We start from the raw sequence: 19,483 nt of genomic DNA, 5'->3' as shown, positions 1-19,483 counted from the left end.
ATCGAGCCGCAAACGGTAGCGCTGCTGCGGCTGCGCCTCGATGGCGATCAGGTGCGAGAGGAAGCGGAAACGGCTGCTGGCACCCGCATGCGGCGCCAGCGTGGCGCACAGGCCGGGGATGCCATCCTGCGAAAAGCTGGCCACGATCTTGCCCTTGTGACGGTCGAAGGCATACGCGAACGCCGTGCTGGTCCAGCCCAGGTCGACGATGGCCACGCCGCAGAACAGGGCGGGCGTGGACAAGGCCACGTAATGCCAGCGCTTGTGGTGGAACAAACGCCAGAGGGCGCCGCGCGCGTGCGGCGACGCCAGCGCGGCCCAGTCGAAGGCGTTCAATTGCCCCGTGTAGCGGCCAAAGCATGGAACTCCATCAGCGTCGAGCAGGTGGGCAGGAGCCGGCGGCAGCATCATGCGGCCCGCCTTGCGGCAGCGCCGCCGTCGTGCAGGGCGGCGGCCAGCTGCGCACCGAAGTCTGCCAGCTGCGCCTGGGCTATCTCGACCTGCGGACAGGCATGCCAGAGCGCCAGGCGCTGCACGGCGCCGGCCACGTCCTGCACCAGGCGGGGACTGAGGCGCACGCCGTCTTCCAGCGCCAGCGACTTGATCTCGAAACGCCCCTGCGCGCGGTGCGCCTTGGCATCCAGCCGCCCCACCAGCGCGCCGCGCCGCAAGATCGGCAGGGTGAAGTAACCATACCGGCGTTTTTCAGCCGGCGTGTAGCATTCGAGCCGGTAGTCGAAATCGAACAATTCCAGCGCGCGGCGCCGGTCCCACACGACGGGGTCGAACGGCGATAAAATCGTCGTCAGGGTGGGTGCCAGCTTGCCGGCCGCCGCGTTGCGCGCCAGTTCCGCATGATCCGCATGCACGTAGACGGCATCATCCCAGCCGGCCACCGCGCAGCGCAGCAGCGCGCCTTCGTCCACCAGCGCCTGCAGATCCTGCGCCAGGCTGGCACGCGCTTGCTTCGTGCGGAAGTAGTCGCTGATCCAGCTGGCGCGCGCCAGGCCCAGCGCCTTCACGCTGGCCAGCAGCAGGTGGCGCCGCACCTGCTCTTCGGGCGGCAGCAAGCCATCGTGCCAGCCGGGCAGCACGCGCTCGGCCAGGTCGTAATAGCGCTGGAACTGATGGCGCTTGGCGATCATCAGCACGCCCGACGTAAACAGTACTTCGAGCGAGCGCTTTTCCGGCTTCCAGCTCCACCAGCCGCCCGCCTTGCCGTCCGTGCGTTCGAAGTCCGCCGAGCGCGCGGCGCCGTTGGCGCGGATGTGCTCCAGCACGGCGGCCACAGCGTCGCCCTGCTCAGCCATCCATTTGACCGAATACTTCCAGCCCATGGCGGCCGGGTCCAGCATGCGGTGGCGGTACAAGCCATAGTCTTCGATGGGCACGAAGCAGGCTTCATGCGCCCAGTATTCGAACAGCGCGCCCTCGGCCAGCAATTGCTCCAGCCACGGCTGCGGATAGTCGCCCAGCCGGCTCCACAGCACCAGATACGGGCTGCGCGCCACCACGTGGATGGTGTCGATCTGCAGCACGCCCATCTGCCGTACGGCGGCCAGTACGTCGGCCTTCACGGCTTTCTTGCGGCGCGCCTGCAGCAAACCCTGCGCGGCCAGGTGCAAGGCGCGCGCGGCAGCCAGCGATAAAGGAGGGAGGTCGGAAGGAATGGGCTCGTGTGGGCTGTGCATAGCTGAAAGATACCGCATTCCGCGTGACACTTGCACGTTTTATCGCTATTAAGAATCTCTTAAGAACTTCTGCGCATGCTCCGGAACGACATATTTTTGGGGATGCTACGCGCGCAATTGTAAATGATTCGTATTGCCTCCATGATTCCCATTACCAAAATAAGACAGACCAATAATTCATCCACCCTCCAGGAGTTTGCATGTCCAACCGCACCCGCCGCGCGCACCTGCCGCGTCCCACCACCCTGGCCCTGGCCATGGCCGCCCTGTCCTGCCTGCCGGCCTATGCCCAGACGGGCACGCCTGCCAGCATGCCCGAAGTGGTGGTCTCCGCCTCCGGTTTCGAGCAGGATATCAGGCAGGCGCCGGCTTCCATTACCGTGCTGACGCGTGAAGAGCTGTCGAAGGAGCGCTTCGGCAACCTGACGCAGGCGCTGGAAAGCGTGGAAGGCATCGACGTGGGCGCGGCGGGCGACAAGACGGGCGGCATGAACATCAGCATCCGCGGCATGCCCAGCGACTACACCCTGGTGCTGATCGACGGACGGCGCCAGAACGCGGCCGGCAACGTCACGCCGAACGGCTTCGGCGGCACGCAGACGAGCTTCATGCCGCCGCTGGCCGCCATCGAGCGCATCGAGATCATCCGCGGCCCCATGTCGACCCTGTACGGCTCGGACGCCATGGGCGGCGTGATCAACATCATCACGCGCAAGGTGGGCAAGCAGTGGATGGGCTCCGTCTCGGCTGACTACACTGTGCAGGAAGAATCGGATTTCGGCGACGTGAAAAACGGCCGCTTCTACCTGAGCGGCCCCATCGCCACCGACCTGCTGGGCCTGTCCCTGCGCGGCAGCAAGCAGCGCCGCGATGCGGCCGACATCCGCGTCCCCAACGCGGCCGGCGCGGAAGTGCCCGCCAGCATGGGCGCCAACCCCGTGCGCGCGGACATCGCCAACTTTGGCGCGCGCCTGGCCTTTACGCCAAACCGCTACCACACCGTCATCCTCGACGCCGACGCGGGCCGCCAGACCTACGACAATTCGAACGGCCAGCTCGGTACCAAGACGGTGCAAGGCGGTTACGGTCCCGAGCAAAAATACAAGCGCGACCAGTGGACCCTGTCGCACACGGGCCGCTTCGGCTTCGGCACCCTCGACAGCAGCTACATGGTGAACAAGACGGAAACCCTGGGCCGCACGATTCCGCCAGGCACGCCGGGCGCCGTGGCCGGCAGCGCGCGCACCTTGGAAGTGGAAAGCCAGGTGTTTGACACCAAATTGGTCATGCCTTTGGGCAAACACATGGCCACCGTCGGCGCGCAATGGTGGAAAGCGGAAATGACGGATGGCGTGGCGCCAAAGAAATTCGAATTCACGCAAAAAGCCCTGTTCGTGGAAGACGAATGGCAGGTGCTGGAGCATCTCGCCCTGACCTTCGGCGCCCGCTATGACGATCACAGCATCTTTGGCGGCCAGACCAGCCCCCGCGCGTATGCCGTGTGGAACGCGACGCCGAGCTGGACCGTCAAGGGCGGCGTCAGCAAAGGCTACAAGACGCCGCGCGTGGAACAGCTGTCGCCGGGCATCAACGGTTTCGGCGGCCAGGGCACGATCCCGCTCGTCGGCAGCCCGGACCTGAAGCCGGAAACGAGCACGACGACGGAAATCGGTGCCTACTTCGACAACCTGGCCGGCTGGACCGCCAGCGGCTCCCTGTTCAACAATGCATTCAAGGACAAGATCACCACGGGCACGGGCCTCGTCAACTGCGACTACCGCCCGTCGCCGAACCGTCCCGGTTGCGTCAGCTTCGGCAACTGGCCCAACGTCGACGCGTTTGGCCAGTCGGTCAACGTGGATGAGGCCGTCACACGCGGCGTCGAGCTGAACACGCGCTTCCCGCTGGGCAAGACCTTGTCGGCCAGCGCCAACTACACCTACACGGAAAGCGAACAAAAGAGCGGCAGCAACGCCGGCAAGCCGCTGAGCGACACGCCCAGGCACGCCGCCAACGCGCGCCTGAGCTGGGATATCTCGCGCGCATGGAACGGCTGGCTGCGCGCCGAGTACCGCAGCGAGCGCTTCCGCGATCCGGGCACATCGGCGTCCACGCGCGCCGCCAAGGCCGCGCTGGGCGACTACAAGGGCTACACCATGCTGCACCTGGGCACCAGCTATCAGCTGAACCAGCGCGTGACCCTGAACGCGGCCGTGTACAACCTGCTCAACAAGGACTTCATCGACTACCAGCCGTACCGTGGTTCATCGGCGCCGACATTGACTTACGCCAACCGCTACGTCAACAGCCTGGACGGCCGCCGTCTGTGGCTGTCGGCGACTGTCGATTTCTGATCCAGCGGGCGGCCTCTCGGCCGCCTTCGTCAGGCCGCTTTGGGCTTGTCGATGCAATAACCGATCGCATGCACCGTGCGTATCAAGTCCCGCCCCAGCTTCTTGCGCAGGTGGTGGATATGCACTTGCACGGCATTGCTTTCCACCTCGTCCCCCCAGCTGTACAGGTTTTTCTCCAGCTGCTCCCGGCTCAGCACCCGGCCGCCGTGCTCCAGCAGCAATTGCAGGATGCGGAACTCCTTGACCGTCAAGGTCACGGGCACGCCCCCTTGCCTTACCTGCCGGTCGGCGATATCGAGCACCAGGTCGCCATGCACGAGGTGCTCGCGCAGGCGGCCGGCGGCGCGGCGGCAGGCGCTGCGGATGCGCGCGGCCAGTTCGTCGAGGTCGAACGGTTTCACGATGAAGTCGTCGGCGCCCGCGTCCAGGCCGGCGATGCGCTCGCCCACCGTGTCGCGCGCCGTGACGACCAGCACGGCGCCGCTGTAGCCATTGTCGCGCAGCACGCCCAGCGCCTGCATGCCGTCCTGCCCCGGCAAGCCCAGGTCGAGCAGGATGCAGCCGTAGTCGTGCAGGCGCACGGCCGTGTGCGCGTGTTCAGCGCTGGTAACCCAGTCGACGGCATGGCCGCCCTGTTCCAGGCCGATCTGCGTGGCGCGGCCCAGTTGCGGGTCGTCTTCGGTCAGCAGGATGCGCATGGGGAAGCGGCGCGGCCCGCTCAGTCCTTCTTCTTGATCAGGCCGGCCAGCGCGGCGAACGGATTATGCGTGGCGGGCGCCACCTCGGCCGACAGCAGGCCGGCGCCACGGTCCGCTTCCAGGTAGCGCGAGTGCTCATTGTCGTGGCAATACAGGCACAGCAGTTCCCAGTTGCTGCCGTCCGGCGGATTGTTGTCGTGGTTATGGTCGCGGTGGTGCACCGTCAGTTGCTGCACGTTGGCACGCGTGAATTCGCGCGTGCAGCGGCCGCATACCCATGGATACATCTTCAGCGAGCGCTCGCGGTAGCCGCTCTCGCGCTGGTCGGCGGCGCGGCGCGCTTCGGCCACGATCTTGTCCAGTCTTGCCGCGTCGGGCTTTTTACTCTGCATGACAACTTTCGATATGGGAGGTAGAAGCGCCCATTTTAATGAGGATGGGGACGCAATTGTACTTTTTCTGCCACGCCGCCAGCCCGTGTCGTCGCCGGCGTGCTTTTTTTAGCGTGCGCGGCACCACAGATACTTGATTTAACGCAGAATAAGCCCAGCGACAGACCGCGAACAGACGATGGGAGCGGCGGCAACAGCGTGACGCGCAAGGCAGCCGATTTCGGCTATCATGCGCGCCACGCCGCCCCTCCCTTTTACCATGACTCTAGCCTGCAAGCGCCCGTGATAGCGATAACAAGACCCCTGCAACGCCTTGCCCGCCGCCTGTACCGTCTCAGCCTGGTGCCCCTGTTCGCGCTTATCTTGCTGCTGGCGCTGTGGGCGGCCGTCTTTTACCAGGTGGGCCAGGAGCGCGCCAGCGCCGTGCGCGACGCCGTGGCCGTCAGTCAGTCGCTGGCGCGCACCCTGGCCGACCATACCAGTTTCACCCTGCGCCAGGCGGACCACGCCACGCAATTGTTCAAGCTCAAGTACGAGGAATCGGATGGCGGTCTGCGCCTGAATGAATTCATGCGCCGCCAGGGCCTGCTCGACAGCGTGCTGCCGTCGAAGCTGGCATTGCCGATCGCCCTCGTCGATGCGCAGGGCAATGTGATCGACAGCGCCAATGCATATATGCCAGAAAACCTGGCCAGCCAGGCATTTTTCAAGGCGCTGGCCGCGAATGCATCCGACACGGCCCTGGTCGACACGCCCATGCTCGACGCGGGCGCCAGGCACTGGACCATCCGCCTGGCACGCCGCCTGAACGATGCGCAAGGCCGCTTTGCCGGCGCCATCGTCATCCACGTCGACCCGACCTATTTTGTCGACGATTACGACCGCCTGGACCTCGATGAACAGGGCGCGCTGATGCTGGTGGCGCGCGACAGCGGCCTGACGGTGGGACGCATCGGCGAGCAATTGATCCTCAGCGACCGCATCGACTTCCGCATGCCCGGACCGCCCCGGCATGCCGCCGAAGAATTGCTGATCGAGCCGCCCATCGACGCGACGGCGCGCATCTACAGCTACCGCGAGCTGCCGCGCTACCCGCTGCTGGCCGTGGTGGGCGTCAGCCGCGCCGTCGCCCTGACGCGCTTCGAACAGCGCCGCCTGGAGTATGTCGGCGCGCTGCTCGCCGCCAGCGTGCTCATTGGCGGCTTTACGGGCCTGCTGATGCGCCAGAGCGCGCGCCTGCGCCGCAGCATCCGCCAGGCCAAGGAAACGCAGGCCCTGTTGCGCGCGGCGCACCAGGGCAGCCTCGATGCCGTGCTGCTGCTGAAGGCCTGGCGCCCCGCGCCGGGCAAGCCGGTGGAAGACTTCATCTTCGCCGACGTCAACGAGCGGGCCGCCGACATGCTGGGCAAGCCGCGCGCGGAACTGCTGGGCCAGCGCGTGCTGCCGCGCGTGCCGCTGCTGCGCGGCGAGCGTTTTTTCAAGCGCTTCGTGCTGGTGATGGAAACGGGCCAGCCGCTGGAAGACGAATTCGAGCTGACACTGGCCTCGGGCGGCACGCGCTGGCTGCGCCACCAGGTGGTGCCCATCATCGACGGCGTGGCCGTCACCTCGCGCGACATCAGCGCGCGCAAGCACGACGAACTGGCGCTGCAGGATAACCGCAGCTTCCTGCAGTCGCTGATCGACCATCTGCCCGTGCTGGTCTACGTGAAAAGCGCGCGCCCGGAGAATTTCGGCAAGATGGTGGTGTGGAACAAGGCGGCCGAGGATATCACCGGTCACCTGGCCGCCGACGTCATCGGCAAGACCGATTGCCAGGCCTTTCCACCCGACTTCGGCCTGCACGATGCCGAGGACGACCGCGCCATCCTGGCCGAGCGCGGGGTCATCGAGCATACGGAAAAGCCCTTGCGCCTGCGTGATGGCAGCCTGCGCTACGTGCACGCCGTCTCCGTGCCCGTGTTCGACGAGCGCCAGCAGATCGAACATATCCTGTGCATCGCCGAGGATGTCTCGCAGCGCCGCCAGCAGGAACTGGAACTGCGCCAGAAACAGGCGGAGCTGGCCGCCGTCACCGACGCCTCGCCGCTCGGGCTGGTGCGCCTGGACCGCCAGCGCCGCTGCACCTACGTCAACCGCACCTTCGAATCGATCACGGGCCTGCCGCGCGCCGCCGCCCTGGGCGCCGGCTGGACCAGCGCGCTGCACCCGGACGACTATCCGCTGATGCACGTGGCGCTGGAACAGCTCAAGCGCAGCCACGCGCCGTTCCAGTCCACCTTGCGCTGCCTGCAACCCGACGGCAGGCTGGTCTGGGTCTCCGTCAAAATTGCCCCCATCCTCATCGACGGCCAGATCGAAGGCTACGTGGGCAGCCTGGACGACATCACCACCTTGCGCGAATCGGAAGTGGCGCTGCTGGAGAGCGAAGCGCGCCTGCGCACCATCGCCGACACCCTGCCGGCCATGATCGCCTACATCGACGCCGACCAGGTCTACCGCTTCCTGAACATCGCCTATGAGCGCGAATTCGGCCTGACCGGCCGGCCGGCGCTGGGCCGCAGCGTGCGCGAGACCGTCGGCGAGGCGCGCTACCGCACCGTGGCGCCGTATATCGAGCGCGTGCTGGCGGGTGAAACCCTGAGTTTTGAAGAGGAAGATGAAAGAGAAGGCATCGAGCGCTGCCTGGAAGTGATCTACATTCCGCAGATCGGCGAAGACAAGCTGCAGGTGGCGGGTTTTCACGTGATGCGCCAGGATATCACCGTGCAAAAGCGCGAGAAACAGCGCTTGCTGCAGCTGGCCCAGGTCGATGTGCTGACCGGCTTGTCGAACCGCGCCGGCTTCCAGCAAAAACTCAGCGACGCCATGCACGCCAGCCGCCGGCAACAGCACCTGATGGCCGTCATGTACATGGATATCGACCGCTTCAAGCCCGTCAACGACACGCATGGCCACGGCACCGGCGACGCCCTGCTGCGCGCCTTCGCCCAGCGCCTGACGCAGACCATGCGCGTCAACGACATCATCGCCCGCCTCGGCGGCGACGAATTCACCATCATCATGGAACAGATCGCCCGGCCCGACGACGCGGCCGCGCTGGCGGAAAAAATCGTCGCCGCCATGCGGCAGCCGTTCGAACTCGATGGCATCAGCGTGCGCATTTCCGCCAGCATCGGCCTGGCCTTCTACCGCGACGAAGACATTTCCCCCGCCGTGCTGCTGCAGCGCGCCGACGTGCTGCTGTACCAGGCCAAGCAGGATGGGCGCAATACCTACAGGGCCGGCGCATTGACGGCTTGATGGCTGAGGGCAAGCCCAACTGAAGGCTGGGGTCAGACCCAACGGGTCTGACCCCTATCATTCCGCCCCCTGTCATTCCTGCTATATTGGCGCCTGTCTCCCCTACCCTTGCCCCACCATGCGCCTGCTGCACACTTCCGACTGGCATCTGGGCCAGACCCTGCACAACTATGAACGGGGCTACGAACACCAGCGCTTCCTCGACTGGCTGCTCGACACGCTCGTGGCCGAACGCGTCGACGTGCTGCTGGTGGCGGGCGATGTGTTCGACAACGCCAATCCTTCCGCCGCCTCGCAAAAGCAGCTGTACGTATTCCTGCAGCAGGCGCGCGCGCGCCTGCCCGCGCTGCAATTGATCGTCGTCGCCGGCAACCACGATTCGGCTGGCCGGCTGGAAGCGCCCGGCCCCCTGCTGGCCGCGCACGGCACCCACGTGATCGGCCACCTGCTGCGCGGCGACGATGGCCAGATCGACCTGGAGCGCCTGCTGCTGCCCCTGACGGGCGCCGATGGCCAGGTGCGGGCCTGGTGCCTGGCCGTGCCCTTTTTGCGCCCTGGCGACGTGCCGAAGCTGCCCGCCGGCGACAGCCAGGATGCCTACCTGGGCGGCATCGCCCTGCTGTACCGTCAATTGACGGACCTGGCGCTGGCGCGCCGCCAGCCAGGGCAAGCCATCATCGCGATGGGCCACTGCCACATGGTGGGCGGCGAAATGTCGAACGATTCCGAGCGCCGCATCGTCATCGGCGGCACCGAGATGCTGCCGTCGGGGATCTTCGATACCGCCATCGCCTACGCGGCGCTGGGCCACCTGCACAAGGCGCAGGCCGTGGGCGGCCAGGAACATATCCGCTACTGCGGCAGCCCGATCCCCCTGTCGTTTGCCGAAGTGAACTACCGCCACCAGGTGCTGTGCCTCGATATCGACGGCGAGCAATTACGCGAGGTACGCGTCATCGAGGTGCCGCGCGCCGTGCCCCTGCTGCGCGTGCCCGCCACGCCGGCGCCCATCGCCGAAGTGCTGGCGCAGCTGGCGGCCCTCGACGTGCCGGATTCTCCGGCCGAAGCGCAACCGTTCCTGGAAGTGCGCGTGCGCCTCGATGCGCCCGAGCCGGGCCTGCGCACGCGCATCGAAACGGCGCTCGACGGCAAGAGCGTGCGCCTGGCAAAGATCGAAACGTCGAGCGCCGCGCGCAGCAGCGCGCCCGAGAACATGACGCTCGACCAATTGGGCCAGCTGCAGCCCGACGACATCTTCCGCCGCCTGTACCAGCAAAAATACGCCAAGGAAGCGCCACCCGAACTCATCTCGGCCCTGGCCGAACTGCTGCTGCCCGGCGCCTGACTGCTCCTGAAAAACCATGAAAATCCTGAAAATCAGCGGTAAGAACCTGGCCTCGCTGGCCGGCGAATTTGAAGTCGACTTCCAGCAGGAGCCGCTGGCGTCTTCCGGCCTGTTCGCCATCAGCGGCCCCACAGGCGCGGGCAAGAGCACCCTGCTCGACGCCCTGTGCCTGGCCCTGTACGACGCCACGCCGCGCCTGCTGAAAGTGCTGGGCCGGGGCAGCGCCCTGCCCGACGTGGGCAAGGAAACCGTCAACGCGCAGGATACGCGCACCCTGCTGCGCCGCGGCACGCCGGACGGCTACGCGCAAGTCGATTTCGTCGGCAACGACGGCGGTCACTACCGCGCGCGCTGGAGCGTGCGCCGCTCGCGCACCCGGGCTGAAGGGGCGCTGCAGGCGACCGCCATGAGCTTGCACCAGCTGCCCGCGCTGCAAGCCATCGGCGGCACCAAGACGGAAGTCAAGGAAGAGATCGAAAAACGCATCGGCCTGTCCTTCGACCAGTTTACGCGCGCCGTGCTGCTGGCGCAGAACGAATTTTCCACCTTCCTCAAGACGGAAGACAATGAACGGGGTGAATTGCTGGAAACCCTGACGGGCAGCAGCATCTATACGGACATTTCCATGCGCGCCTTCGAGCGGGCAAAAAAGGAAAAGCAGATCCTCGAACGCCTGGGCGAAAAACTGGCCGACCAGCGGCCCTTGTCGCCGCAAGAGCGCAGCGAGACCGAGGCACTGTGCGGGGCGGCCGAGACCAGCCTGCAAACGATCGACCTGCGCAAGGCGGTGCTGGAACTGCAGCAGCGCTGGCACCAGGAGACGCACAAGCTGCAAACCCAGGCGACGGCCGCGCAAGAGGCACTCGATAGCGCCGCCGTTGACCGCGCCGCCGCGGAAGAACGCCGCGCGGCGCTGGCGCAGTGGGAATTGCTGCAGCCGGCGCGGCCCCTGGTCGACGACGTGGCGCGCCTGGCCAGCGACATCGCCGGCAGCGGCGCCGCGCTGGAAGCGTCGCGCGCGCAGGCGGCGCACGCCGTGGCCAGCGAAGCGCAGCTGGCGCAAGCCGTGCAGCAGGCGGCAGCGGCCTTGCTGGCCCGGGAAGCGGCGCAGCGCGATGCGGCGCCCCTGCTCGACCAGGCCAAGGCACTCGACGCCGGCATCGCGGCCCACTTGCCCGCGCACCGCCAGGCGCAAGATGGCGCCCTGGCTGCTGACCAGGCCAACGAGGCGGCGCGCAGCGCGCTGCAGGCACTGCAACAGCGCCAGCACGCCGCGCAGGCGGAACAGGAAGCGGGCCGCCAGTGGCTGGCATCGCACCATCAGTGGCAGGCGCTGGCGCAAGCGTGGCAGTTGTGGGATCAATTGTTTGCCCAGGCCGGACAAGCGGCCGCGCAAGCCGATGCGGCCGACGCCAGCATGGCCGAATCGGCGCAGCAGGTGCGTCAGGCCTTGGACGCCACGCAGGCGGCGCAAACGGCGCTGGCCAGCGCCGCTGCCGCGCTTTCCATGCGCGATGCGCAGCGACGCGAAGCGCTGGCGCTCGTGCAAGCCATCGATGGCCAGGCCTTGCAGGAACAGCGTGGCCAGCTGGAAGACCATGCGCGCGTTTTAACCAGCGCGGAAAAAACCTGGAGCGAACTGGCACGCCAGCAGCAGGCGCTGGCGCACTGGCAAGCCAGGGCGGCCCAGCTGGCGCAGGCCGCGCAAACGGAAAGTACGGCATGGGCGGCGGCGGCGGCGCAAACGCCGCTGCTGGAAGCGCGCCTGGCGCAGGCGGAAAAGTCCTTGAAGGGCGCGGAAGCGGCATGCGCGGCCAGCGTCGAGCAGCTGCGCGCCACTTTGCAGGACGAGCAGCCCTGCCCCGTCTGCGGCGCGCTGGAGCACCCGTACAGCCACGCCGACCATACCAACCACGCCTTGCAGGCGATGCTGGCCAGCTTGCAGGATGAGGTACTGGCTTGCCGCACGCAAGCGCGCGACAATCTGGAGCGCCTGGCCACGCACAAGGCGGCGCTGGCCGCGACGGCGCGCGAACAGGCGCAAACGGATGTCGAACTGGCGGCCCTGCCGCCCGCCATCGACAGCCTGAATGCGCAGTGGCGGCCGCATGCGGACACATTGGAATTGCCGCCGGCAAAGCAGCGCACGGACTGGTTCACGCGGCAGCTGGCAGCGAATGCGGCCGGTTTGCAGGCGCTGGCGCAGCAGGAGGCGGCGCTGCGCCAGGCCGGCGCGCGGCGCGAGCAGGCGCAGGCGGCGCATGAACTGGCGTCCAGCGAGCACGCGCGCTGCACCAGCGCCGTCGCCGATGCGCAAGCGCGGCTGGCGCAGTTGCAGGCGCAGCAAGCGGGCAACGCCGACAAAGGCGAGACGGCGCGCGCCGCGCTCGATGCCTTGCTGGCGCAGCTCGATGCCGCGTTTGCCGACGCAGACGGCGCCGAGGACTGGAAAGACAGCTGGCGCGCCGGCCCGGCCGCCTTCCGCGCGGCGCGTGAAACAGAAAGCCGGCAATGGCTGAAACAGCAGGCGGACCAGGACCACCGCGGCCACGCGCTGGCGACCCTGGCCGCGCAGCTGGAAGCGGCGCAGCTGGCCGCCGGCAAGGCGCAGCAAACGGCGCAAGAAGCCCACGCCGTCTTTGCCGCCGCCGACAAGCAGCGCACGGCAATGCAAGCGGAACGCAACGCGCTATGGCAAGGCCAGAGCGTGGCCGAGGTCGAGCGCGCGCTGGCAGACGCCGTCGCGGCAGCCAGGGAGCTGCTGGCGCGGCAGCAAACGGCGGCGCAATCGGCCGGCCAGCAGCGCACGCGTCTGGACGAAGCGTGCGCGCAGCTGTCGCAGCGCCTGGTCGCCTTGCGTGAACAGGAACACGGCGCCACAACCGCCCTGCACGACTGGCTGCGCCAGTTCCAGCTTGCCCACCCTGGTCACGCGCCCGCCGACATGGACGCCTTGCGCGCGCGCCTGGCCATCGCGCCGGACGCCATGCGCGCCGAACGCGACGCCCTGCAAGTGCTCGCCGACCGCCACACGGCGGCCGTCTCCGTGCTGGCCGAACGCCGGCAGCAGCTGGCGGCGCACCTGGCACAGCCGCCAGACGGCCTGGAAACGGACGTGGCGGCGCTGCAGGCGGCGCTCGACGCACTGCTGCTGGAACGCCAGGCGGCCAACCAGGAAGCGACGCGCTTGCGCCTGGCCATCGCGCAAGACGACGCGCGGCGCCACAGCGCGCAAGCGATGCTGGCGCAAATCGAGGCGCAAGCCGTCATCGAGCGGCGCTGGGCCAGCCTGAATGAATTGATCGGCTCGGCCGACGGCAAGAAATTTCGCAACTACGCGCAGCAATTCACCCTGGAAGTGCTGCTCGGCTATGCCAACGCGCATTTGAACCACCTGGCGCGCCGCTATCAGCTGGAGCGCATCGACAACCCGAACAATCCCTCGCTGGGCCTGATGGTGCGCGACCAGGACATGGGCGGCGAGCTGCGCTCCGTGCACTCGCTGTCGGGCGGCGAATCGTTCCTCGTCTCGCTGGCCCTGGCGCTGGGCCTGGCTTCGCTGTCCTCGAACCGGGTGCGCGTGGAATCGCTGTTCATCGACGAGGGCTTCGGCAGCCTGGACACGGAAACCCTGCGCGTGGCCATGGACGCGCTCGACGGCCTGCAAGCGATGGGCCGCAAGGTGGGCGTCATCTCGCACGTCCAGGAAATGACGGAGCGCATCGCCACCCGCATCCTCGTGCAGCCCGGCTCCGGCGGCAAGAGCGTGGTGACGGTGCGCTAGCGTGGCACAGGTTCGCGGCCCAGCCTGAGCAGATCCCAGCCCAGTTCGCGGCGGATCTGCTCGGGGTCGGGCGGGGGCCGGCGTTGGGCCAGCTCCGCTTTCAGCCACTTCCTGACCAGCTCCTTGGCGGGCTGTACAGGCTTTTCCTTGTCATGCTTGTCCATGGTGCTACCTCTTCAACGGCGGTCAGACGACCTCCTATATACGCTCAACGTCATGGCGCGGATTCAGTTGACGTGCGCGTGGCGCAGATGCAACAACGTGTAACGATGGCCGGAGTGCGTTAAAATCGCCGCCTTCGCGCAGGCACCGCCTACGCCCCGCAACAATTCAAGGAAACCCATGAAAGCCGCCCGCAGCCTCACCTTCAAGTGCGTAAAATGTCACAAATCCATGCAGGTCTACCTGCAAAAAGTCTCCGCCTGCTCGCATATCCAGCCGTATCAGGGCATTTGCGCATGCGGCGAACTCAAGCGTCACGCCACGGGCCAGGCCGATGCCGTCAAGTCTTACCTGGAGTCGGCGGATGGTAACTGGGCGCACCACCACTAATGGTTAAAGAATGGGCGTAGAACGCCGTTAATAATGGTACTTCGCTCATTGAGAAACCGCCATGTCCCAGCTTCCCGCCCTTGCCAGCCGTCAACCCGCCGCGAATACGCTGACTGGCCAGCAGCCGTCCCGCACGGGCAGCGGCGCCACGGGGCTGGCCGGCTCGCCCCTGATGCAGCGCACCGCGCAAGACGTGGTGGCCCTGTCAAAAAACGGCCTGGACCTGTCGGCCAAGGGACTGTCGCAACGGACCGACGCGCTGGGCAACGCCACCGTCGACGTGGCGCAGGATTTCCTTTCCAATATGACGCGCCAGCTGTTCGGCGACGGCGCTAGCATCGCCTTCGATTCGGTCGACCTGCAAGCCGGTTCCAGCTTCAGCAGCGGCAGTGCCAGCGTTTCGGGCGCCGGCAGCAGCCGCGCCGCTGCCGCCTTCAGCCTCGATGAAAACGCGCATTTCATCGGCAAGGGCAAGATCACCACGGCCGATGGCCAGACCTTCGACTTCGAACTGGAAGTGCAATATCAATCGAACATCAGCGCGGGCGCATTGGTGCAAACGCAAGATGATGCGCAGGAAGTTCCGCCACCCGATGACGCCGCCCTGCCCGCCAAAGAGTTGCCCGCCACGACTTTTGCCGGCAATCTGCGCGACCTGTTCAAGCTGCTGGGCCAGCAATTGCAAAGCAATCTCTACCAGGGCACCTCCGATGGCGCCAGCGCCAGCGGCAAGGAAGGCGACCTGGCGGGCAGCCTGAGCCTGCGTTTGCTCAAGCTGGTGCAGCCGGACGCGGCGGTCAAAGCCGACAAGAAAGCCGTGGAAACCACGCCCGAAGAGCAGGCGCGCGCCCGCGCGCTGGCACTCGCCTATGGCACGGACACCGCTGACGGCACGGCCAGCGACGTATAATGGAAGACGGCCTGCGCAGGCGACCATGCCGCGCGCCCCCCTTCTATCGATTGAATCCCATGTCCGACACTTCTTCCCCTACCGTTCATCTGCAGATCCACTGGAGCGAAAACGGCGCCGAGCATTCGGCCCGCTGGCGCTCGGAAAGCGGCATGCCGCCACCCAAGCGCGTCGTCATCGCCGATGACCGCACGACGGCCGACCAGGCTTACCGCCTGGCCTGCGAAGGCACGGCCATGCTGTGGCGCGGCGACTTCCAGAACGCGCGCCAGCTGCTGCAGGCGCTGGCGCGGCGCGCCGACCACAAGAACGACAAACCGAGCAAAAAGGCCAAGGCCGCCAAACTGGCGCAACCGGAACCATCGGCCACGCAAGCGTTTCACTTGCACCGCCAGGCGCAGTCGCAGCGCGCCCGCACCCTGGCCATGCTGTTGCTGCCTTTTGACGCCGACTACACGATCCCGCTGCGCCGCGCGCCGGACGTGAAACTGGCGTGCAATGAAGCGTATGGCCGTGGCGAAGAAGCGTTCGTCGCCTCGCTGCGCGAGCTGCTGGGCCTGATCGGCGCGCACGAATGGCGCCGCACGGGCGTGGAACTGCCGGCCCTGGGCCAGCGCATCCACCCGCATTACGGCGTGTTCGCGCCGATTCGCGGCGAATACGTGGGCCTGGTGGCGGACGCGCCACTGCCCGCGCGCGCCAGCCTGGCCTTCGACATCGGCACCGGCACGGGCGTGCTGGCCGCCGTGCTGGCGCAACGCGGCGTCGCCCGCATCATCGCCACCGACCAGGACCCGCGCGCCCTGTCCTGCGCGCGCGAAAACCTGGCGCGCCTCGATTTGCTCGATAAGGTCGACGTGGTGCAGGCCGACCTGTTCCCCGCCGGCCGCGCGCCGCTGGTCGTGTGCAATCCACCGTGGCTGCCCGCACGCCCCAGCTCGCCGATCGAATACGCCGTCTACGATCCGGACAGCCGCATGCTGCGCGGTTTCCTCGCCGGCCTGGCCGCTCACCTGGAAGCCAACGGCGAAGGCTGGCTGATCCTGTCGGACCTGGCCGAGCACCTGGGCCTGCGGCCGCGCGCGCAATTGCTCGAATGGATAGAGCAGGCAGGCTTGAAGGTCGTCGACCGCCTGGACGTGAAACCCACGCACCCGCGCGCGCAGGATGCCACGGACAGCCTGCACGCGGCCCGCTCGAAGGAAGTCACGTCGCTGTGGCGCCTGGCGGCGGCATAATCGAGGGTCTGAAACCAGGCCATTGCGCATTGCAGCAAACCCGGCTATAATTCGGCTGCGGGGTGGAGCAGTCTGGCAGCTCGTCGGGCTCATAACCCGAAGGTCACAGGTTCAAATCCTGTCCCCGCAACCAATACATAAAAACCGCTGACTCCTGCAAGGGATGCAGCGGTTTTTTCATATCTGCATCGCTTATGCGTCGCGCGGCGCGTAGTGGGCGATGCCATGGCCGAACGACCAGTTTTCAGGCGCAACCTCGATGAGGTTGATAAAAATGTCCTCGGGACGCAGGCCGGGACTGCTGGACAGGCGCTCGGCAATCCGGGCATAGAGCGCCTTTTTCTGCGCTATCGTCCGGGTCTTGCTGACCGTGATCTGGATCATGACGAGATCGTCGCTGCGCGCGATGCCAAGATACGACTTTCCGTAGCTGAAATCGTCTTCGTCGTGCTCGCTGATCGTCATGAAGCGGTCATCGTCCGGCACGTCAAACGTTTCGCGCATGGCCAGATACAGGCCATCGAGTATGGCCTGGCGATAGGCGGCGGGCTTGCCCCGCCGCAGGGATACGCGTGTCATCGGCATGCGTGACTCCTTCCTGATGGTTGATTGAGATAGCTAACGATAGGCGCTATTGACCATAATGAAAACACATGGCACCATATTTCAATGATTCGTTTTTTAAATGATTGCCCGTGAAGACGCTCGATATCGAGGCCGTGCAAGCCTTCGTTCTGGCAGCGGAACTGAAGAGCTTCACGCGCGCGGCCGAGGCACTCGACACCACCCAGTCGGCCGTCAGCCTGAAGATCAAGCGACTGGAAAAGATGCTCGGCCGGCATTTGCTGGAGCGTACGCCGCGCCTGGTGGGCCTGTCTGCGGACGGACACCAGTTCATGGTCGCAGCGCGCAAGCTGGTAGCCGCCCATCAAGGTGCCCTTGCCGCGTTCAGCGTCGGCAAGCGGCGGCTGGTGATCGGCATCAGCCACCACATCGTCGGCGCGGAACTGCCACTGTTGCTGAAACAGATGCACGACGCCGAGTCGGATCTGGTGCTGGAATTACGCATCGCCGCATCGCACGAAGTGCTCGCCTGCTTTGATCACGGCACGCTCGATGCCGCCATCGTGCTGGGGCATGACCATCTGCGCAAAGGTGGCGACGTGATACTCGAAGAACGCTTTGGCTGGATGGCCGCCCCCGGCTTCGCATACCACCCGGACGAGCCCCTGCGTCTCGCGGCGCAATCCGAGTCTTGCCGGGTAAGAAGCATTGCACTCGCCGCGCTCAAGGAGCACGGCATCGCGTGGACCGAGGTTTTCGTCGGCGGCGGCATCGCCACCATCGGCGCCGCCATTGCGGCAGGTTTCGCCATTGCGGCGCTGGGGTGCCGGGTGGCACCCGCGGGAACGATGGATGCGGGGCCAAAGTTCGGACTACCGGCCCTGCCCACGCTGGACGTGCTGCTGTATTCCAATGCCTCCGATCCACAGACGCGGGACTCGCTGCGCCGCCTGGCCGCCGCCATCCGCTCGACGGCGGCATGAATCACACGATGATGCCTGCGCCGCAATGGCGCGGCCGTGCCGCTGCCTTGCCCCCCCTTTTCTGCGCAATGCCCCTGGCCATTGCGCATTGCAGCAAACCCCGCTATAATTCGCCTGCGGGGTGGAGCAGTCTGGCAGCTCGTCGGGCTCATAACCCGAAGGTCACAGGTTCAAATCCTGTCCCCGCAACCAATACATAAAAACCGCTGACTCCTGCAAGGGATGCAGCGGTTTTTTCATTCCAGGCCGGGTCAATACTGTCAATACTTTTACGCGGCGACGCTGGCCCGGATCTGCCTGGCCGCCGCATGCAGGCTGGCCGCCACCCGTTCCAGCTTGTCGGCGCCCGCCGTTTCAGCCAGGGCGGCAAAGGCGCTGATATGAAACGTGGCCACCATGGCCGGCGACACTTCGAGTTCCAGCGCGGTCTTGCTCAATTCCGTCGACGCCTCGAGGTAAGGCTCGCTGCCCGCCTCGAAAGCCTGCTTGGTTTCCAACAATTCCTGGCCACCTTCCGCCTTGGCCAGGCAAGCATCGACTTTTTGCTGGAAGGCCGGCAAGGTGTCGCGCACGGGGCCGGGCTCAGGCGCCGGTTCCGGCTCCGCTGGCGCGGGAGCGGCATGCGCCGGCTTGTCCACCATCGGCATGTCACGCAACGTCAGCCAGCGCTCGACGGCGAGAAAGTCGGCAAACGGCTCCTCCACCTTGGGATTCATCAACCAGACCTCGCCCGTGCGCCAGTCGATCCGGGCGCCGCGCTCATTTCTCGCCAACAAAATATCCTTGCCGCCATCGGCATTCGACACGCGGCCGATGTCGAGCCAGTTCATCAGTTCCGCCTGGCGCGACATCGCATTGACCCGATGAAAAAAGGCCAACCATAAAAATCTGGCGACCAAAAGAACCAGGACACCGCCAACCATCCACATCATTTTGCGCTCCGCACCACATCGACAAGCCGCATTTTCTCACATGAAAGCTTGCGCCAAGGAAACTTTTACATCTGCCGTGCGCAGGCGCAAAGCCACCACCGCGTGCGGCCCGCGCGCACAGTCGCATTTCAGCAACGCCGCGTTTTCCTGATTGCCTGGCGTGCGCCGCTGCGCTATTATGAGAACAATTCTCATTTAGATTAAGACACCCTGTCCGCATGCCGTCCGCCCCGTCCCCGCCGTCCGACTTCCAGGCCCTGTATGCCGAGCACCATTCCTGGCTGCTGCACTGGCTGAAGCGTCGCCTGTACGACACGGGGCTGGCGGGCGACCTGGCGCAGGATACCTTCCTCAAGATTTTCCTTGCACGCAGCAGTGCAGGGATCGCGCAGCCGCGCCCCTTCCTGGCCACCATCGCCAGGCGCCTGCTGGCCAATCACTGCCGGCGCGAAGAACTGGAACGGGCCTACCTCGACGCCCTGCGGCATCAGCCGCAAGCCTGCGCGCCCTCGCCGGAAGCGATGTCCATCCTGCTCGAATCGCTGCAACGGATCGACCGCGCGCTGGACCAGCTGTCCGCCAAGGCCAGGGCGGCCTTCCTGCTGGCCCACCTGGACGGCATGAGCTACGCCGAGATCGCCGCCGAACTGGGCACCACCACGCATTCCGTCAAAAAATACCTGAGCAAGGCCAATCTGCTGTGCTTTTTTGCCGTGCCCGATTTTGCCGCGTCCTGA

16 protein-coding genes and 2 tRNA genes are annotated in these 19,483 nt (G+C 66.2%); 11 read left to right on the top strand and 7 right to left on the bottom strand.

Annotated elements, in window-relative coordinates; translation table 11 throughout:
• Together K0F86_RS27530 and K0F86_RS13240 are read right to left on the bottom strand one after the other, a co-directional pair.
• A partial coding sequence (locus K0F86_RS27530; RefSeq protein WP_257572145.1) for a DUF2804 domain-containing protein occupies nucleotides 1-411 on the bottom strand: 411 nt, incomplete at its 3' end.
• Nucleotides 408-1,691: a winged helix-turn-helix domain-containing protein gene (locus K0F86_RS13240; RefSeq protein ID WP_219134808.1), complete on the bottom strand. Its 1,284-nt coding sequence runs from the start codon at nucleotides 1,689-1,691 to the stop codon at nucleotides 408-410. The genes K0F86_RS13240 and K0F86_RS27530, both read right to left, overlap by 4 nt.
• Before the next feature lie 200 nt (nucleotides 1,692-1,891).
• Between K0F86_RS13240 and K0F86_RS13235 the strand changes: the two genes are divergently transcribed.
• Nucleotides 1,892-4,045, top strand: coding sequence for a TonB-dependent receptor domain-containing protein (locus tag K0F86_RS13235; protein WP_219134807.1), 2,154 nt, complete (start codon nucleotides 1,892-1,894; stop codon nucleotides 4,043-4,045).
• Between the two features lie 29 nt (nucleotides 4,046-4,074).
• Here the strand turns inward: K0F86_RS13235 and K0F86_RS13230 are convergent, their stop codons facing one another.
• Nucleotides 4,075-4,743: a winged helix-turn-helix domain-containing protein gene (locus tag K0F86_RS13230; RefSeq protein ID WP_219134806.1), complete on the bottom strand. Its 669-nt coding sequence runs from the start codon at nucleotides 4,741-4,743 to the stop codon at nucleotides 4,075-4,077.
• Nucleotides 4,744-4,763: 20 nt separating this feature from the next.
• Nucleotides 4,764-5,135, bottom strand: coding sequence for a YajD family HNH nuclease (locus tag K0F86_RS13225; protein ID WP_010396763.1), 372 nt, complete (start codon nucleotides 5,133-5,135; stop codon nucleotides 4,764-4,766).
• Between the two features lie 198 nt (nucleotides 5,136-5,333).
• Between K0F86_RS13225 and K0F86_RS13220 the strand changes: the two genes are divergently transcribed.
• The 3 genes from K0F86_RS13220 to K0F86_RS13210 all read left to right on the top strand — a co-directional run bounded on the left by K0F86_RS13220 (nucleotide 5,334) and on the right by K0F86_RS13210 (nucleotide 13,567).
• Complete coding sequence (locus tag K0F86_RS13220; protein WP_257572144.1) at nucleotides 5,334-8,438, top strand: PAS domain S-box protein; 3,105 nt, start codon at nucleotides 5,334-5,336, stop codon at nucleotides 8,436-8,438.
• 118 nt (nucleotides 8,439-8,556) lie between these two features.
• Nucleotides 8,557-9,783 carry an exonuclease SbcCD subunit D C-terminal domain-containing protein gene (locus tag K0F86_RS13215; protein ID WP_219134805.1) on the top strand — a complete coding sequence of 409 codons (1,227 nt, stop codon included), beginning with the start codon at nucleotides 8,557-8,559 and terminating at the stop codon, nucleotides 9,781-9,783.
• Nucleotides 9,784-9,799: 16 nt separating this feature from the next.
• Nucleotides 9,800-13,567: an AAA family ATPase gene (locus K0F86_RS13210; protein WP_219134804.1), complete on the top strand. Its 3,768-nt coding sequence runs from the start codon at nucleotides 9,800-9,802 to the stop codon at nucleotides 13,565-13,567.
• Here K0F86_RS13210 and K0F86_RS13205 read toward each other — a convergent pair.
• Nucleotides 13,564-13,731, bottom strand: coding sequence for a hypothetical protein (locus K0F86_RS13205; RefSeq protein WP_167389643.1), 168 nt, complete (start codon nucleotides 13,729-13,731; stop codon nucleotides 13,564-13,566). The two genes, K0F86_RS13210 and K0F86_RS13205, sit on opposite strands and share 4 nt — an antisense overlap.
• Nucleotides 13,732-13,909: 178 nt before the next feature.
• On the opposite strand from K0F86_RS13205, the gene K0F86_RS13200 reads away from it, so the two are divergent.
• From K0F86_RS13200 to K0F86_RS13185, 4 genes are all read left to right on the top strand, one after another.
• Complete coding sequence (locus K0F86_RS13200) at nucleotides 13,910-14,119, top strand: hypothetical protein (protein WP_099759861.1); 210 nt, start codon at nucleotides 13,910-13,912, stop codon at nucleotides 14,117-14,119.
• Between the two features lie 61 nt (nucleotides 14,120-14,180).
• Nucleotides 14,181-15,029 carry a hypothetical protein gene (locus K0F86_RS13195; RefSeq protein ID WP_219134803.1) on the top strand — a complete coding sequence of 283 codons (849 nt, stop codon included), beginning with the start codon at nucleotides 14,181-14,183 and terminating at the stop codon, nucleotides 15,027-15,029.
• Between the two features lie 59 nt (nucleotides 15,030-15,088).
• Nucleotides 15,089-16,267, top strand: a complete 1,179-nt coding sequence (locus K0F86_RS13190) for a class I SAM-dependent methyltransferase (RefSeq protein ID WP_219134802.1) — start codon at nucleotides 15,089-15,091, stop codon at nucleotides 16,265-16,267.
• Nucleotides 16,268-16,323: 56 nt separating this feature from the next.
• Nucleotides 16,324-16,400 (top strand) — tRNA-Met (locus tag K0F86_RS13185).
• A 59-nt stretch (nucleotides 16,401-16,459) separates the two neighbouring features.
• Here the strand turns inward: K0F86_RS13185 and K0F86_RS13180 are convergent.
• Nucleotides 16,460-16,852 (bottom strand): tautomerase family protein, encoded by a 393-nt coding sequence (locus tag K0F86_RS13180; protein ID WP_219134801.1) that lies wholly within the window; start codon nucleotides 16,850-16,852, stop codon nucleotides 16,460-16,462.
• Between the two features lie 110 nt (nucleotides 16,853-16,962).
• Between K0F86_RS13180 and K0F86_RS13175 the strand changes: the two genes are divergently transcribed.
• Both K0F86_RS13175 and K0F86_RS13170 read left to right on the top strand, forming a co-directional pair.
• Entirely contained in the window at nucleotides 16,963-17,814 is an 852-nt protein-coding gene (locus K0F86_RS13175) for a LysR family transcriptional regulator (RefSeq protein WP_219134800.1), read from the top strand.
• A gap of 115 nt (nucleotides 17,815-17,929) precedes the next feature.
• A tRNA-Met gene (locus K0F86_RS13170) sits at nucleotides 17,930-18,006 on the top strand.
• A gap of 77 nt (nucleotides 18,007-18,083) precedes the next feature.
• Here K0F86_RS13170 and K0F86_RS13165 read toward each other — a convergent pair.
• On the bottom strand, nucleotides 18,084-18,644 hold the full coding sequence (locus tag K0F86_RS13165; RefSeq protein WP_219134799.1) for a hypothetical protein: 561 nt from the start codon (nucleotides 18,642-18,644) through the stop codon (nucleotides 18,084-18,086).
• A gap of 320 nt (nucleotides 18,645-18,964) precedes the next feature.
• On the opposite strand from K0F86_RS13165, the gene K0F86_RS13160 reads away from it, so the two are divergent.
• On the top strand, nucleotides 18,965-19,483 hold the full coding sequence (locus tag K0F86_RS13160; protein WP_219134798.1) for a sigma-70 family RNA polymerase sigma factor: 519 nt from the start codon (nucleotides 18,965-18,967) through the stop codon (nucleotides 19,481-19,483).

The sequence above is a fragment of the Janthinobacterium sp. UMAB-60 genome, assembly GCF_900095235.1.
Taxonomy (GTDB): domain Bacteria; phylum Pseudomonadota; class Gammaproteobacteria; order Burkholderiales; family Burkholderiaceae_D; genus Janthinobacterium.
This window is presented reverse-complemented; position numbering and strand designations above follow the sequence as displayed.